The following is a 16461-nucleotide window of genomic DNA, read 5'->3' as shown; positions in this document are numbered from 1 at the left end:
TCTCTTGCCTTCTGCCTTATCCCAATGATAAATATTTACGCCCACCTACTTAAATCTTACTAAGAATTAATTTTATTTCAGAACTTGTAGTAGTAAAGCAGATATAAAATACCCCATCTTCTATTGGTTTTTCTAAAACTTTGGCATAAATATCAACGGTTAATTCTTTTGGAGAATTTGGTGATAAAACTAATTTAATATTACTGAAAAAAGAAGGGATAATATCCTTTTCTATATCCTTGGGACGTACCTCAGCTCCCTTGGTGGAAAGTTTAACTAAACTGCCTTGAAAAAGGTTTTTTGCAATGTGTTTTTCATCTAGAATTGTATATTCTATTGGTATTGCTTCAGCTAAGGCTAGTAATCTTTCTTCTTCTTGAGTTAGAAAGAGATTGTATTCTCCAATAATCCCCCTAACTTCATAAATATTTATCGGTAGTTTAATTCCTTTTACTTGTACTTGCTTTTGTCCGCCGACTTTAACAATTGACTCTACTTCTCTAAATGTCGATTCTGAAATAACAATCTGTCCTCCAATTGTATAGGATTCAATACGATAGGTGAGATTCACCTGGCTACCGACTACACCATATTTGGTTCGGATATAAGAGCCAATATTTCCAACAACAACTTCGCCTGTGTTGATAGCTATTCCCATTTCTAATGGCGGCAGATTCCACTGCTGCATCTTTTCATTTATACTGATCATTGCTAACTGCATAGCGATCGCACAAGCAATAGCCCTTGTAGTGTCGTCTTCTTTGACAGTAGGCGCACCAAACAACACTAAAATACCATCACCTGTAAATTCATCAATGGTTCCTTGATATTGGGTAATGATATCTGCCATTGATGATAAATAAAAGTTGAGAACTTGAACAACCTTTTCCGGGGGTAATTGTTCAGAAATACTGGTAAATCCTCTTAAATCGGAGACGAGTATGGTGATTTTGCGCCGTTCGCCCCCAAGCTGTAAACCTTTTGGGCTTTCTAATAAGGTGGTGACTACTTCTTTGCTTAAGTAACGCCCAAATGTATAACGAATTTCTCCAGCAGTACGGGCGATGTAGACTGTAATGGCGATCGCAGATCCCAACAGAGCTAATAATGGTGGTACTACAGGTATCCACCAACTGGCGATAAAGGCTGTATATGTAGTAGCTAATAGCAAACCTGCTGCCAAAATTGGGCTAGTTATTTTTTGGAGGGATAAAAATTTTATCCCGCCTGCATATCGCCATTGCCAAGTTAGACTTGCACCCACAAAAGACCACAGAAAAATCCATCCTATTTCTATTGGTTGCGACCAACTTTTAATTAGTGGGCGACCTGCTGTAGCTGCACTGATAATTTGACTCGCCATATTCGCGTGAATCTCTACCCCAGGCATAGGTTCTGGGGAAGTTAACAAACCACTACTATAGGGAGTGAAGAATAAATCCTCAAAACTCTCGCTGACGTTACCAATCAAAATAATGCGATCGCGTCCCCATTCTGGTGGTACTTTGTCTTCCAAAATATCTGTCATCGTGACTGTAGAAAAGCGCCTGGCTGGCCCCCTGTAATTAATTAAAATTTGGTAGCCACGGTCATCAGCTCGCACATAGCCACCATCATTAGCGGCAAAGGGGATAAATCTTGTCTTTCCTAACTGCCAATTTTTTGTCTGTCCAGAAGTTTGGGGTGCAATACCTTCGGCATCAAGATAAAGTAAAGCTAAATATAATGCAAAACTGTAAATAGTTTCCCCATTTTTATCTGTTAAGTAGAGCAAACTGCGTCTTACCTTTTTATCTGGATCTAAAACCAAATCATTTGCACCTACTTGCCCTTTATCTTTGAGTGCTGGTGGCGGGTCAATTGGTTCGCGTTGGTTATCCCCTACCACTCTTTGAATCCCGACTAAATTGGGGGTAGATGCAAATACTTTGGTTAATTCTTGATGTCCTGGTTCTACAGGTAAATCGCGGTAGATATCTAAACCAATAGCTCGTGGTTTCCTGGCTTTTAATTTTTGCAACAATTGAGCATACAGACCATCTGGAACGATTGGCTGACGAATTTTTTTCATGTCTGCAAGATTTACCCCGACAATGACAATCCGATCGTCGGGTGCTTCTTGGGGTCGCAGACGCATATATCCATCGAAAGCCTCCAACTCCCAAGGCTGCATTAAACCAGCAAAGCGTAATAAGATGACTACACCAGCCACACTAGGAGTAGTAATCAAAACACCGCGCCATTGCCACAGTAGCTTTTTCCACTTTCTCCACATCATCTTTTTTGCACCAAAATTAATTTTTCAGGTTAGCAAAGTAGCCGTTTTAACAAGTTCCGTGGGTTTAAGTCCCCCGGTTCTATAATCGGCAAGTTCTGTGTTGAGGTTAAATCCCCATTACAAAACTTAATTACGAATTACGAATTACGAATTACGAATTACGAATTATGAATTACGAAGCTGTACAGAGGTTAGCGATCGCTCGTGCAGCAGTCAAGGAAAGGTTCTTTGGCGATCGCCCCTAAACCGACTGATTGTAAAAGTTCTTCCCATTCAGTTGGCTTCTCGCGGCGCAATTGAGCAACGGTATTCAGTGCTTCCTGCCAAATTTGAGACTCTGCATAAATTTTTGCCTGTTCTAGAAGTCCTGCCCCAGCTAGCTGACTCTTCAGGGATGAACTTACTTCGGTACGCTGGAGCGATCCTTTGACAAATTGATCCTGAGCGCGATCTTGAAAATCGCAAATCATCGTGAAGTACCATCGATAGTACTTGCCAACTTGGAGAGAAACATTTGCTGGTAATTCCAGTTTAACGATCCCAGGAGTGCTAGGTAGTTTAAAGGTTGTCAGATAAACCTGATTTCCGGCTTCATCTGTCAAAGCCAATTCTCCAGATTGGGCAGTATTTTGAGGAATGTACCAATATAGTGTTGGATTGGCTGCAACCGTTTTCCCAAAATTATTTTTTGACGGCATCAAAGGCGTTATCGGTATTCCGCTCCCATCGATACAAGAAGAGCCACGCGTTCCTCCACCCAATGTTTGAGAGGGCGCTCCTCGGTCATCTACAGGTGGGAATTTGAGACTGACTTTCCGCTCGAAGTCAGATGGCGATCGCCGTGATGGCAAGCTAGCAAAAGTGACAATGGTGGGAGAAAGTGCGCTAACAAGGATCGCTAAAAACAGAAAAGATTTTGGTAAATTCATGATCCGCGTAAGGACTTTGTTGGACGTAAATCTTTAAAACAGTAAATCAGTTTTTTCAGAAGTATCTGAAAAATACGCTCCCTTACCAGGGATTGCCAACGATCGTGAAACCGCTCCAATAGTAGGGATGAGCAAATTCTTTATCTCCTATCTCTCTTAACTCCGGCGGTAAAGGAAAACTCTTACTCGCTGTTACCAACCGACCCTTCTCTAGTCGCACCTGACCCTTGAGCATCGCTACCTGTGCTTGCCGCAGAGCCTCGGCTTTAATCGGAGTTTCTTTCAATTTCTCGTAGAAACTTGTCATTAGTCCCATTGTGCTTTCATCGTTGACAGACCATAGACTGCCCATCGCTGATTTCACTCCTGCTAACACCGCCAAACCTGCAAATCCCAACTCCGCTTCTGGGTTCCCTAGTGCTGTACGACAGGCACTCAAAACCAATAGTTCCACTGGTGGCTGACTTAACTTCAACTGCCGCAATTGGCTAATTAGTAATTTGCTATACCAAAACTCAATATAGGATTTATTGATATTACCAGGCTGAAAGTTGGCATGGGTAGAGAAATGGACAATACCAAAGGTCTGTAGAGCGCGGGCTTGTTTGAGCTTTTCCACGGTGAAGTTTTCGTTGAGGAAAGATTTGCCAGTCCACAATTGACTGACGATTAAAGATAACTCTACTGAAGCTGCTGGTAAGGGCTTTTGATCGGGGAAGCGATTGGCTCCCATTGCTAAGACTTGCTGATTTCTCACATCTGCATAGCGAGTGTCAGTCAGTGATAGGCTGGGCATGAGACCAACGCTGTATCTTTCCACAATAAACCCTCGCCCGTCATGCAGGGCGGCGATCGGCAGGGAGCGTAAACCTGCGTCCATCAAAAAGCTGAGATTCGTAATTTTTTGAGCTTGTAAATCCTTCTCCAAAGGTTCAAGCAGCCAGTTATAGAGCTTTTGAGCCAAAGGCAGGTAAGGGGGAGAGCGTTGAATGTTAGTGATAGCTGCTTGGAATTCTTGAGCGTTTTTGAGGACTTGCTCTCGTGTCGCTCCCTTAATCTGCCGTCTGATTGGTGTTCCAGAGGAAGTGACCATCACTAGTTCGAGCTGGTAGTTATCTTGAGCTTGTTGCTGAGTGGATTGTACTTGCTGTCGGCGCTGCTCCAAACTTTGAGAATGGAATTCCCAGATAGGTTTCGGTTGCTTGGCAGTTTCGTCTTGTTGAGATTTGGAGTCTTGCTCGGTTTGGGGTTGAAACAAGACATAAATCAGGGCAGGTTTAACGCCAGTGGCTTGTTCAATTCGGCGCAATATAGCCTGGGCTTCTTTTAAGGTTTTGATGCGGACATTACTGATGCCCAAATGGTTCTCAAAGGTCTTGGTGAAGACTTCCTCCAGTTCTGGCATGTTGGTGTCAGTTGCTTGTGTGGAGGCGAAGCTTACTTCTGGTTGCTGGGTAAGAGGAAAAGGATTGCTGACATCGACAGGATTAAATTTAACAAGTGGAGTCTCAGTTGGAGGTGGAGGGGGGATGATAGAAATTTTCCCACCAACGATCGCACCAGCTGTACCATTTACCGAGGCATTGCCAATCTGAAACGGATTTAAGCTGCCTCCTCCATGCCGGATCGTGATGTCTCCGCCACTGTTACCGCCAAGGCTGGAAATGCTAGCCAGACCGCTGTTGCTGTCGGTGAAGGTGTCTGTTACTCGGAAAAATTGTCTAGCGGTGATATCTATGTCACCACCTCTACCGTTTTTCCCACCTTGGGCGTTAATCTGGGTAGTTTGAATGTCACGGCTGGAGTCAAGGGTGACATTGCCACCGTTGCCGAAACTACTGCTGGAATTAATTGCGCCAGTGGTAATATTGGTGGCAGCTTTGGCGATGATAGCACCACCATTAACTCCTGAACTGTTCAGGTTGCCCGTGGAGATGTCACCGCCGCCGCTTTCTAGAGCGATCGCTCCCCCATTCCCATTTGTAGAACTAGTGTTGAGAGTTCCCGCATTAGTATTGATATTGCCACTGGTGCTGGTTATTCTAATCTCTCGACCTTGATTTACTACATCGCCAGTAGTAATGTTTTGGTTGGCTTGCAGGTTCAGGGTGGTATTGTCAGCTCCAGTGAGTTGAAATCCACTAGTGTTGATGGAACCTGAGCCAAAGGGCGATCGCAAAGTAACCGGGTCATTGAAAGTCAGATCACCAGCCAACGTAATTGCACCGCTGCTGTTATCCCGCCCGATAAATATTTGAGAAAAGCCATTTTGCCAGGTGTTTAATTTACTGGCATTTAGATTTAATCGGGCATCGTTAATGTTGCCACCCAAGGTAATGTCTAAGCTAGGAGTACGAGGCTGCAACTGAAGGATACCAGTACCTTTGATTTGGGTGGAGCCAAGGAAGTTCATTTCATCAGCAGTGAGGGCGATCGTACCACTACCTGTTCCAGTGGGGTTAATGGAACTGTTCTTAATGCTAATTCCTTCTGTACTGTTACTACTAGCGCCTTCTAAGGTTATATTTCCTGTTCCCGTCGATTCCATCTCTGCGCCGTCTTCCAGTAAAATACCGAAGTTACGATTTCCCTCTCCATTACCGCCAGTACCCATGAGGCTGATATTTCCATTGGCTGAACGAACTCTGGAATTGCGACCGATATATATCCCCTCACTAATATCAGTTCCGACTCCGGCAATCCCCTCTAGATTAATTGTCCCCGTTTTAGTCGCGGTGATGATGCTACTGTTTACTTCAATGCCGTCGTTGTCCCTACCTCCCCTGGCGTTACTAGTACCTTGGAGTCTAATCCTGCCAGTGCCAGTGGAACTCACCAGGCTATTGTTAAGCTGAATCCCGTTGTTGTTGTTTCCATTCCCGTAGCCTATGCCAGTTAAGCTGATATCTCCATTTCCAGCCATGATGCTGCTATTATTCAGCCAAACGCCTTTCTGCTCGTTAGCATCAGCGTAGTTTCCCTGACCTTTAATCGAAATATTGCCAGTACCAGAATTGAGAGTAGCTCCATTAAGGCTGACTCCAATGGGATTTGCTGCTGTTCCTTGTGCCGGCTCGTTTAAGGGGTTACTACTACCGCCCAGAACTATATTGCCTCCATTAGAATCGATCGCAGCACCGCTTTTGAGGGCGATCGCTCCTCCATTGATACCGTCTCGATCTGCATTGAGGGTGACATCCAACTTCCCTGCGCCACTGGCTGTTAGCTTGGCATTTGAGTTGATAAAAATACTGTTATTAGCTTCTAGCGTTAGATTTGCATTGCCAGCAGCCGTTGTACCGATGTTGGCATTGATGTTGATATTGCGATCGGCAGCTAATTTCAAGTCAGAACCACTGCTCCATGAGATCGGATTGCTGACTGTAATATCTCCTTTACCAGCCAAACCCGATGTTGTCGAAACAGTAACATTACTCAAAGCTAGTTGATTTTGTAGCGTAGTCGAGTTGAGATTAGAAGAGGTTGTGGTGGTGTCAGCAAATATCCCCTTACCGAAGGTCATACTAGCTGTATCCATCGCGCTGCTGATGGTGATATCAGTCGGATCTAGCAAGAGCGTGCCGACTTCACCCGCAGGCGAACGCAAATCAACCAAGCCTTGAAATAAGAGCAATCCTTTGCTAGATACTTCTACTAACCCGCCATTCCCAGTATTAAGCCCCCCAATGGCGTCGATCTTACCAAAGAACTGAGTATTATTATCTGACCAAACGATCGCCCGACCGCCATCACCGTTTAGCAGCGCGTTAGCATTAATTACCGAATCGCTGCTAACAAACGTCTGTAAGGCATTGGGCAAGATACCTTGACCTTTATAATCTCCCCCAATCCGAACGATGCCGCCACCAGCTGTGCCAGAGGCATTAATGTTAGCACCAATCAATCCGACGCGATCGCCCAAGACGTTTACTGTACCACCTGTCTGCATAACTCCTGTATTGGAAACATCTAGGGTTCCAGAAGCGATCGTAGTTCCTGCGGCAGTTGGGATAGTTGTACCAGATCGTGTTAACTGCACTGTACCCGCATCTAAATTTGCGATCGCACCAAGATTTAGTCCCTTAGCCCCTTGGGTTAACAGCGTTGGCAAATCCAGAGGGTTAATTGCTAGCTGTTGCTTTGTTGTATTTCTTGGCAGTTCTAGCTCTAAACTCAGCAGGTTTCCCGCTTGAGAGATCCGAATCAGGTTTGTCCCCGGTACTGCTGCAATAGTAATATTTCCGCCGGGTGCGCTCAATGTAGCCGTATTGATGATACTGCCACCAATTAAAGTCAGATTGTGTTTTTCTAAAACTGACAAACTACCAGCATTGATAATAGTCCCAGGATTGGCGAAATCAAAGGCAAACGCAGAGGGATTGCCATTTAAATTTGAGTAATTATTTTTACCGACTGCATTAAACCAAAGGCGATTATCAAAGCCAATTGCTGTAGCAGTCGTTACCGTAAAGTCAGCCGGAAGGTTAATTTGGGCATTCGGCCCAAAGATGACTCCGGCTGGATTCATGATGAATAAGTTGGAATTTCCTCCAGTTACCTGAATCAGTCCATTAATGGTTGAAGGATCTCCGCCGACAACTCGTGTGAGAATATTATGAATATCGGGATTCGAGAGAAAATTGGCAATCTGCTCTTGATTGAGTCCAAATTTCTCCAAGCTGTGAAATAGGTTCGCCCGATCGCCAGAAAGCTGACCCCCTTGGATATCAATGCGATTTCCCTCTTGAGTGACAACTGTCCCTGTCCCATCATTAGCTGGAACAATGGATTGTCCAAGTACGGGTTTGGCAGCAATGTTCCCTAACCATAAACATAGGGTAAGCACGATCGGCAATGAAGCATCCTGATTTTTAAACACCAGTTGCTTCTGCTGGCAAAGACGCTGTAAGAAGAAGTGCACAACTGCCTTGCCAATGTACTGCCTTGCCAACCTACTATTTCGTTTTGACTTTTGATTTTTTCTGTTCACTGCCAATTCCCCAAGCTTAAAGTTGATAATTCACTTGGAAATAAAAGCCATCATCTTCAGCGTTACTGCTATGTGCGATCGCCATAATTCTAGTGGTGCGCCACACAAACTTTGCCTCGTAGCGAGCAGAGGGGAAAGAACACTTGCGAACTATCTTCTTTTTGTCCAAAGTCCAAATAGTAGATATCTCTAAAATAGTATCATTTTGTGATAGAAGAAGATTATAGACCTTTTTTTACACAGAAATATGAGCGACATACTGAATTATATTAAAGACAATCCTAAAAAACAAAGCCTTTGATTAGTTTGGAGTATGAACAATTACAACAATTAATCTTAAAGACACAGTGATTGTATCATGAAAAACAAGCTTTATTAGAATTGAAAAAAGTGAGAATTATTGTTATATGAGGAGGTCGTAAACCAAAACTATCTATTAAAGAACAAATCATTTTAAGAGGCTCGACCTTAACCTCTCACGAATACATACTGCGTCGTCTTGTAAGGGACTTCCAAATAAAAAAATATTCAATTAACTCTTGTGGGGTGGGCGTCTCGCCCGCCCAGTCTACAGGGCGGGCAAGATGCCCACCCCACAATATTGGATAATTTATTTCTTGGAGTTCCCTAATCTAAAGATTTACTTGATAAATGGTCTCTAGGCAGAAATATAGAAGACTATTTAACCAATAATATAATTTCTAGTTCAAAAGTAAGGATCGCGTTTTAGGAACAGTTGATGAGGCGATCGCTCTCAGTCGTTGGTTGAACTATTTAACCACTCAATTGCCCACATATTAACATTGTATTTGAGTAATTTATAATGCAGATAAATTCTTCCACTTTGAATGTAAATAGAATACTCTCTCCTGACGAACGCGTGTTTGAAATTGCAAATCAGCTTGGGGGCGCATTAACTAACGTCGTCATTAACCGTATTAGAGGGCCCCTGAGTGCAGCCATTGTCAGACAGGCAATTGACTTGACCCAACGTCGCCACCCACGTCTAAATTGTCGGATCGTTGGTTCTACCGATTCCCCACGCTTTGAAGAGGGAGGCGTGACGATCCCGTTGCAACTAGTACATAGCCACGATGATAATCAGTGGCAAAATATTGTTTTGCAAGAACTAAATCAAAAAATTGAAAGCGACAAATATCTCATGCGTGCTGTATTGGTTCAGCCTGTCGGCGAACCCAAGGAATCAACAGTCAGCTTTTTGATTGTCACCTTACATCATGGTGTTGCAGATGGCACATTCTGCATCCGACTGCAAGCAGATATCTTGACGTACTGTCAAAAGATAGCAACAGGCGAACCTGTCGAAGCAGTAGTGCGTTTACCTGTACTGCCTGCCTTGCCAAAGCTTTTCCCTCCCTCAATGCAAGGATACAGTGGTGTAGTAAATACGATCGATTGTTTGTTGCGGCTTGTCAGCCAATATGTCGCCCATCGTCCCGAAACTTTAGGTTTTGAGCAGTATCAAACACCGGAATTACGTCGTGCTAACGTGGTTTATCGCCAGCTTGATGAAACTTTCACCCAACGGTTTAATGAAGTTTACAGAAAGGAGAAAGCGAGCGAACAGAGTGCTTTGTGTGCTGCGATGATGCTTGCAGCCGCGAATAAAATAACAGGTGGAAAAAAGCGAGATATCTATTTGAATTGTCAGTCATTTGCAGACCTGCGTCGCCGCATCCAACCAATAATTAGTGATGAGCAGATGGGGTCTTTAGCTTCATCCACTGTTACATTTCACACCCTAAAACCAAGTATGTCCTTTTGGGATTTAGCACGCGATGTGAAACAAAAAATCGCTACGAATATCCAGCGCAACGATCTATTTAGTATGATGCTAGCATCTGGACTGGCAGTGGCAACGAAGGGGATGCTCCTAAATCAAGTACTGGCTACTGTTGGAGTCACTAAGCTTGGTTTAGTTAACATTTCCGATCGTTATGGGGTATTTGAACTCGAAGAAATTAATGCTGTAGCTTCAGCATCGGTGTTTCCAGGTGTTTTTGTGATTGAGGCATTAAGGTTCAAGAAAAATATGTTTTTGAATTTTATATTTTCTGAGCCTTCACTCAGTCAAGAAACGATCGCGGCACTTGCAGACGATGCTATTGTCTACCTAGTTGATGCTTGTGCAGATTAGATTTACTGCCAGCGTAAATTTGTTTTTCTGGTAGTGACTAGTTGAGTTTTTCAGAAAGCAGCATCATATTCATCAACTATAAGTAGGCTTTGGTCAAGTCCAGTTTTTTTGAGTGTATCCAAGACCATTTCTTGTGGAGCAACTATGTAAATATTTGCATTAGCATCTATTGTGTGTTTAGCAAAAATGAGTACCCGCAGACCCGCACTGGCCATATATTCTAAGTCTTGCATCAACAACACGAGGTGTTTTGGATTCTCAGCTGCTGCTTTCTCTACCTCTGTCTTGAAAATGGGTGCAGTCATTGCATCTAATTCTCCAGACAAAGTGATTTTAGCAACATCATTGCCGATCTCTAGTGTGACGCTGAAAGCCATAACTTTTTCCTCTATGCTTGTTTATTTGAAGCTATTCGTGAAATTTTAAGGTCGGAGACAATTTATCAACAAGAAATTATACTTAAAATTGGCGTTGGAAACATAATTTTTGAGTAGGTGATGCCTACTTTGGGCTATGCCTACGCGTAAGGGACTTCCATCAAAAAAGCTCCCATCGCTGTGTAGACACAGAGGCAGGGAACTCTTAACAGTCTAGGACTTACGCAAAAACCCTCTCAAACTCTCATTCCTCCGTGAACTCTGCGCCCTCTGTGGTTCGTTTTCCGTTACCCGTGCGTAAGTCCTACAGTCTATACTTTGACGACGCATTCAGGAGCTTGTTGGCGGATAGGCACTTGAATTATGAAATTAGTGCCTTCCCCAAGGCTAGAAAAACATAGCAATTTCCCACCATGCTTTTCCGTAATGATTTGGTAGCTGATTGCCATACCCATACCTGTTCCTTTGCCTACAGGTTTGGTAGTAAAAAATGGATCGAAGATCCGGCTTTGAACCGATTCTGGCATTCCTTGTGCGTTATCAGCGATCGCAATTTCTATTGATTGTGAATCAACTACAGAAGTGCGGATAGTAATTTGACTGGGATTTTCTTGTATCTGTTGAGAAGTGCGCTTGATGTCTGCTTCATCAAGGGCATCGATTGCATTTACCAAAATATTCATCAATACTTGGTTGAGTTGACCAGGATAGCATTCCGCTTGCGGCAAGTTGCCATAATCTTTAATAACTTCAATGGCTGGACGATCTGGTTTATCTTTAAGGCGGTGTTGCAGAATCAAGAGCGTACTTTCGATGCCTTCATGAATATCAACTCTCTTAAATTCCGCTTCATCCATACGCGAAAAATTCCGCAGCGATAGCACAATATTACGAATTCTTTCAGTCCCCATTTTCATTGAAGGCAGTATCTTTTGTAAATCTTCAATGAGAAATTCTAGATCGATTTCCTCTGCTAATGCTTGAATTTCTGGGTCATGACTAGAATAGCGTTCTTGGTAGAGAGAAATCATCTGTAACAAGTTTTCAGTATATTCATCCAAGTGAGTAAGATTGCCGTGAATAAAGTTGACTGGGTTATTGATTTCATGGGCAATACCTGCTACAAGTTGACCCAGACTAGACATTTTTTCACTTTGAACTACTTGTGCTTGAGTACGTTGCAATTCACTCAAGGCTGTTTTCAGTTCAACAGTCCGTTGTTCGACTCGCGCTTCTAGTTCTGCATTACTATTTTCTAAAGCAATAAAGGATTCGCGCAATTGCTTTGCCATGTGATTAAAAGAGTGAGCAAGAGTGTTGAGTTCATCGATATTCCCCTCTTCGAGTGTCTGTTGTAAATCACCAAATGCTATTGCCTGGGTAGTCTGATTCAAGCGCAAGATAGGATGGGCAATCCAGCGTGAGGTAAATACGCCAATCGTTGTTGCTACTATCAGCGCCCCAAAACACAACAGAATACTAATTTGGGTGTTGGCATGGATTTGCGCCATGTAAGTTTTTTCGGGAATACCAACTACTACCAACCAGTCCAAACCATATTGGTCTCGCCAAGGTACAACATGCACGTAGAAATTTTCCCCTTGAACATTAACTTTCAGTTTTTGGGTATTGGTAATCGACTGGAAATTTGGAATGCGCTGCTGAAGCTGCTTGGCAATGTTTTGTACCGCCGGATTGGGGCTGTCGATCGCTTTCAGGCGTTTAATTTCGTTATTGACTACGGTAAAAGGCTTTTCTCGAGCAGAATTGGCAACCAACATACCATCACGCTCCATAATAAAAACTTGTCCGAAGCGGCTGACATTTAATTTTTGTAAAAATTCACTGAGTTTCAACAGGTGAATTTCAGCCCCTACAACACCAATCAGTTTTTTGCTGGCATCATAAATCGGACGACCTGCCGATGCCACAATATAGGGGGGATAAGCAGGATCGTAATAAGTATAAATGCGAACCCAAATAGGTTTACCGGCTTTCACAGGTTCAGTATAGGCAAGTTCATTGACGGTATCCCAAGTACTAGTCGTCATCACTTTGGTTGGGTTGCCATCATTATCTGTTAAGTAAGTTTTCGTATTTTTCGGCAGACTTGGAGTTTTGATTGCATTATCATCGATTGTCACCGTTTTACCATCGTAACGGCCGGCTCCAGTCCCTTCCCCAGTTGCTAGGTTCAAGCTGATAAAAGTTAGGTCATAGGCTTGCATTTCGTGCCAGAAATACTTGCCAACCTTGAGGCGATCGCGCACATTCAGCAATCCCATGCGAATTGCATCCGCATTTAACTGGATAACTTTATGGGGAATCGACAGGTAAGCATCTAAATGTTGATTGACTTCACCACTGGTTCGTTCCATCAACTGATCCGCAAGATCGTTCACCGCTTTCTCGCCATTTTTAAACGACAGATACCCAACCAGTCCCACGATGGCAAAAACTTGCAATACGAAAGGAACGATCAGAACAAGCTGTAATGAAAATGCACGGACTTTGCTAGACGGATGTATCTTCATGAGTGGTAAATCTTGGTTCGCGCAGGTCTTGGCTTAACCTAGATTACCCATCACAAACTTCATACTATCAAATACCAGAAAAATCACTTAGTTGTATTTATACTATTTTTCAGATAATTTGTGCTTCATCTTCCCAAACTTTATCCTCAATCAAGCTCCTTCCTTACTTCTGCGAGCAAGATAAATACATTTGTGTCCCGCTATTTGGGATATTGAATGCGATCTACTAAGTATTAATATTTAGTAATTAAGTTTACTTTAATAATGCCACTTGAAGAATGTTTCAGTATCGAAACATTACTTTAATAATCTTAATGAAGTATTGATGTTTATAATGATTTAATATTTCTAGTAATAAAACTTAAGGTTTGTGGATTCCAAAAACCAAATCTGGCAATTAAGAATGCCAAAAACTTCATAAATTAACTGTTTGCAAGTTCAGGCCTGATATCGGTATTCAGAAATCTTTGGTAATCAAGTAACTGAGTATCAATTTTGCCTTGCCTGTATTCAGAAATACTTGGTAATCAGCCCAGTGAAATGCGTATTAATTTTACGTATCAATTTTGCTTGGTTTTGATATTGCCGCTAGTATCACCTTTTTTATATTCACACCAACTTTTGAGACAAATCGACCGAAACTACTTCAACTCTTGAAAGGACTAAAATTGTGAACACATTCGATCGCCTAACTCAGCAGCTGAATCAACTGCTCGCTCAGGATTACCTGGCATTTAGTATTACAAAAAATCCTGTTGCACAAATGCTGAGCAAAGCTTGCTTTGCTCAGATTGCTTATATCATGCAGCAATATTCGATTTTTCCAAAGGAGTTGGTGGGTTTCACAGAGTTAGCAAGACAGAAAGCGCTGGTAGCAGAATGGGACATTGTAGCCCAAGAACTCAAAGAAAACATTGCTGAAGAGATGGGCAAAAGTACACAAGGAATCTCTCATTACACGCTTTTAGCTGAAGGGTTAGAACAAGGATTAGGTGTTGCTGTGAAAAATACAATGCCGTCAGTTGCTACATCCAAATTGTTAAGAACCGTGCAATCGATATTTGAGCAACCCCTACCTAATGTGCTGGGGGCAACCTATGCGATCGAGGCAACCTCAATTCCTGAGTTAACTCTAATCGTGCAACTTCTAGATTGGTTGCTAGAAGGAGCAATGCCCAAAGATTTGGAATATTTCTTCAGTAAGCATTTAAACGAGTGGGAACTCGAACATGAAGCAGGCTTGAGAACATCTCTGGCAATATATATACAACCCGAACAATTTGGAGAGTTTGCAGCAGGGTTTCGGGCAACGATCGATGCGATGGAAGCTTGGTGGCAGGAATTAGCGCAAGAGGCAATCTCATCTGGGGTTGTTCTGAGTACAGCGATCGCTCAATAGCACTGATTAAATAGAATTTAACAATATGATCTCGATCTATCCTTCATTTCTCGATCGCACTTCTAGTACCAATCAAGCAAAATTTGGACTACCCGGTGATTACTACTTTAGCGAGCAAATTTTTGCTTACGAGCAGCAAACTATCTGGCGTAACACCTGGCAGTTTGTAGGACGTGAATCCGATCTACCTAATCCTGGGGATTATTTAACTTGCCAAGTTGGCGATCAGCCCATGTTCGTGATTCGCGATAATAATGGTGAATTGCAAGCAATGCACAATGTTTGTCCGCATCGCGGAGCGCAGATATTACAAGGGCAGGGTCATTGTCAACGGGTGCGTTGTCCGTATCATGGTTGGAACTTCAATTATGAAGGCAATCTTAAAGGTTTACCTCGTGCTGAGTGTTTTCCCAATTTAGATAAGTCGGCTGTCTATCTAGCTAAGGGACGAGTAGAGACATGGGGCGGCTTTATCTTTGTTTGCTCAGAAGCAGAAGGCGAATCGTTAGTCAGTTATTTAGCCGGATTCTCAGCCTATTTAGAGCAATATAAGCATTCTTGGCAGGAACTTCAGCAGGTCGATCGTTGGTTTTATGAAGAGCCAGCCAATTGGAAATTTCCCATTGAGAATTATCTAGAGTGTTATCACTTGTCAGTTGTTCATGCCCAAAGTTTAAAGTGTTTCGATCCGAAGAATATTATTTACACTCCAACTGGGCGACACTATCAGATATTTGTTCCCTTTACAGATGATGAATTTGTCAAAGATCACCCCGCTTTTTCAGGAGAACCAAGGGGACAATCGTATCAGGGCTTCATCTTTCCTAATATGATGGTGAATACTGCAAGAGACAAAGTTTCAGTTTTTCGGCTGACTCCTTTATCTCCCACAAGAACTAAGTTTGAGGTTTTTATTTATCAAACAAAAGCACAGATTGAAGCATTTCCTTATAAACAGGATGAATTTCGACCTGAATTTGAGCGGGTGTTAAATGAAGACTTTGGAGTGGTGCGATCGCTACAAGCAAGCGTTCATTCCAAAGCTTATGGTGTACTTCAGCTTGCAGATATTGAATATGGAATTTCTCACTTCCATCAAGCTTTGTCGAAGTACTACCAACCTTAATAGACATCTCTAAAATAGTCTATTTAGTCTTCATCTTGATACAAGACCCCAAGTTGATCGCGCAAGCGCATTAGGTTCTGGGTTTCACAAAAATGGATAAAGTCGAGCTTATGCTTCAGAATTTTTCTCATGTTTTGCTTCAAACCACAACCAGCTACGCGATCGATACCAAAACAGTTCAAATTTGAACAACCAAAATCACCCCTAGTCAACCCGCTAGTACAGTTAAACAAACCGTAGCCCGAGTTATTGTTTATCCGTGGGTACTGATTGCCAAGCAAGACGATGTTTCCAGTGCGATGTGAAATTAAGTTGAACTGCTTGGTTAAAGTCCTCCAAAGCTGCTGAAAAAGCTAGCTTTGCTGCACCTTGGTTGTTCAACTGTTTAGGGCATTGTGGATTCCATACATATTTTTGACAAGTTTGGTGGGCAATTTCTACATCACTGCCATTCTCAGGATTTTGAAAGACGGGATGATAATGTAACCTGTTGCAGCAAACTTGCAACCATTCTTGCCACCCACATTGCCACAAGCGGACTGTTCCATCAAGACTACCACTGGCAATCAATTTACCATCAGGGCTAAAAGCTGCGGAATTTACCCAATACTCATGCCCGCGCCAAGGTTGACCAATGGGGTTGCCGTGAATATCCCACAAGCGCACTGTC

At 42.8% G+C, this 16461-nt stretch carries 9 protein-coding genes; 3 read left to right on the top strand and 6 right to left on the bottom strand.

Going from position 1 to position 16461, the window contains the following annotated elements; translation table 11 throughout:
* Nucleotides 1-49 precede the first annotated feature (49 nt).
* The 3 genes from ACM0OX_RS08880 to ACM0OX_RS08870 form a co-directional block, all read right to left on the bottom strand.
* Entirely contained in the window at nucleotides 50-2278 is a 2229-nt protein-coding gene (locus tag ACM0OX_RS08880; protein WP_414514554.1) for a CHASE2 domain-containing protein, read from the bottom strand.
* A gap of 191 nt (nucleotides 2279-2469) precedes the next feature.
* Nucleotides 2470-3207, bottom strand: a complete 738-nt coding sequence (locus ACM0OX_RS08875; RefSeq protein WP_414514553.1) for a DUF928 domain-containing protein — start codon at nucleotides 3205-3207, stop codon at nucleotides 2470-2472.
* An 82-nt stretch (nucleotides 3208-3289) separates the two neighbouring features.
* Nucleotides 3290-8128, bottom strand: a complete 4839-nt coding sequence (locus ACM0OX_RS08870) for a CHAT domain-containing protein (RefSeq protein WP_414514552.1) — start codon at nucleotides 8126-8128, stop codon at nucleotides 3290-3292.
* Nucleotides 8129-9020: 892 nt separating this feature from the next.
* Between ACM0OX_RS08870 and ACM0OX_RS08865 the strand changes: the two genes are divergently transcribed.
* Nucleotides 9021-10355, top strand: coding sequence for a phthiocerol/phthiodiolone dimycocerosyl transferase family protein (locus ACM0OX_RS08865; protein ID WP_414514551.1), 1335 nt, complete (start codon nucleotides 9021-9023; stop codon nucleotides 10353-10355).
* A 50-nt stretch (nucleotides 10356-10405) separates the two neighbouring features.
* Here ACM0OX_RS08865 and ACM0OX_RS08860 read toward each other — a convergent pair whose 3' ends face one another.
* Both ACM0OX_RS08860 and ACM0OX_RS08855 read right to left on the bottom strand, forming a co-directional pair.
* The gene (locus tag ACM0OX_RS08860; RefSeq protein WP_414514550.1) at nucleotides 10406-10732 is read right to left on the bottom strand and encodes an anti-sigma factor antagonist; all 327 of its coding nucleotides are present in this window, start codon (nucleotides 10730-10732) and stop codon (nucleotides 10406-10408) included.
* Between the two features lie 311 nt (nucleotides 10733-11043).
* Nucleotides 11044-13266, bottom strand: a complete 2223-nt coding sequence (locus tag ACM0OX_RS08855; protein WP_414514549.1) for a sensor histidine kinase — start codon at nucleotides 13264-13266, stop codon at nucleotides 11044-11046.
* A 670-nt stretch (nucleotides 13267-13936) separates the two neighbouring features.
* On the opposite strand from ACM0OX_RS08855, the gene ACM0OX_RS08850 reads away from it, so the two are divergent.
* Together ACM0OX_RS08850 and ACM0OX_RS08845 are read left to right on the top strand one after the other, a co-directional pair.
* Nucleotides 13937-14665, top strand: coding sequence for a DUF3865 domain-containing protein (locus ACM0OX_RS08850; RefSeq protein ID WP_414514548.1), 729 nt, complete (start codon nucleotides 13937-13939; stop codon nucleotides 14663-14665).
* A 25-nt stretch (nucleotides 14666-14690) separates the two neighbouring features.
* The gene (locus tag ACM0OX_RS08845; protein WP_414514547.1) at nucleotides 14691-15791 is read left to right on the top strand and encodes an aromatic ring-hydroxylating oxygenase subunit alpha; all 1101 of its coding nucleotides are present in this window, start codon (nucleotides 14691-14693) and stop codon (nucleotides 15789-15791) included.
* 246 nt (nucleotides 15792-16037) lie between these two features.
* Here ACM0OX_RS08845 and ACM0OX_RS08840 read toward each other — a convergent pair.
* Nucleotides 16038-16461: WD40 repeat domain-containing protein (locus tag ACM0OX_RS08840; RefSeq protein WP_414514546.1), on the bottom strand; the 424-nt coding region annotated here is incomplete at its 5' end.

The organism is Nostoc sp. PCC 9305, assembly GCF_963920915.1.
Taxonomy (GTDB): domain Bacteria; phylum Cyanobacteriota; class Cyanobacteriia; order Cyanobacteriales; family Nostocaceae; genus Nostoc.
Note: the sequence above shows the minus strand (reverse complement) of the source record. Positions and strands in the feature narration are given on the sequence as shown.

Coding starts and splice junctions, on each gene's coding strand:
- ACM0OX_RS08875 (WP_414514553.1), bottom strand. CDS start 3,207: ATGAATTTACCAAAATCTTTTCTGTTTTTAGCGATCCTTGTTAGCGCA.
- ACM0OX_RS08880 (WP_414514554.1), bottom strand. CDS start 2,278: ATGATGTGGAGAAAGTGGAAAAAGCTACTGTGGCAATGGCGCGGTGTT.
- ACM0OX_RS08860 (WP_414514550.1), bottom strand. CDS start 10,732: ATGGCTTTCAGCGTCACACTAGAGATCGGCAATGATGTTGCTAAAATC.
- ACM0OX_RS08845 (WP_414514547.1), top strand. CDS start 14,691: ATGATCTCGATCTATCCTTCATTTCTCGATCGCACTTCTAGTACCAAT.
- ACM0OX_RS08855 (WP_414514549.1), bottom strand. CDS start 13,266: ATGAAGATACATCCGTCTAGCAAAGTCCGTGCATTTTCATTACAGCTT.
- ACM0OX_RS08865 (WP_414514551.1), top strand. CDS start 9,021: ATGCAGATAAATTCTTCCACTTTGAATGTAAATAGAATACTCTCTCCT.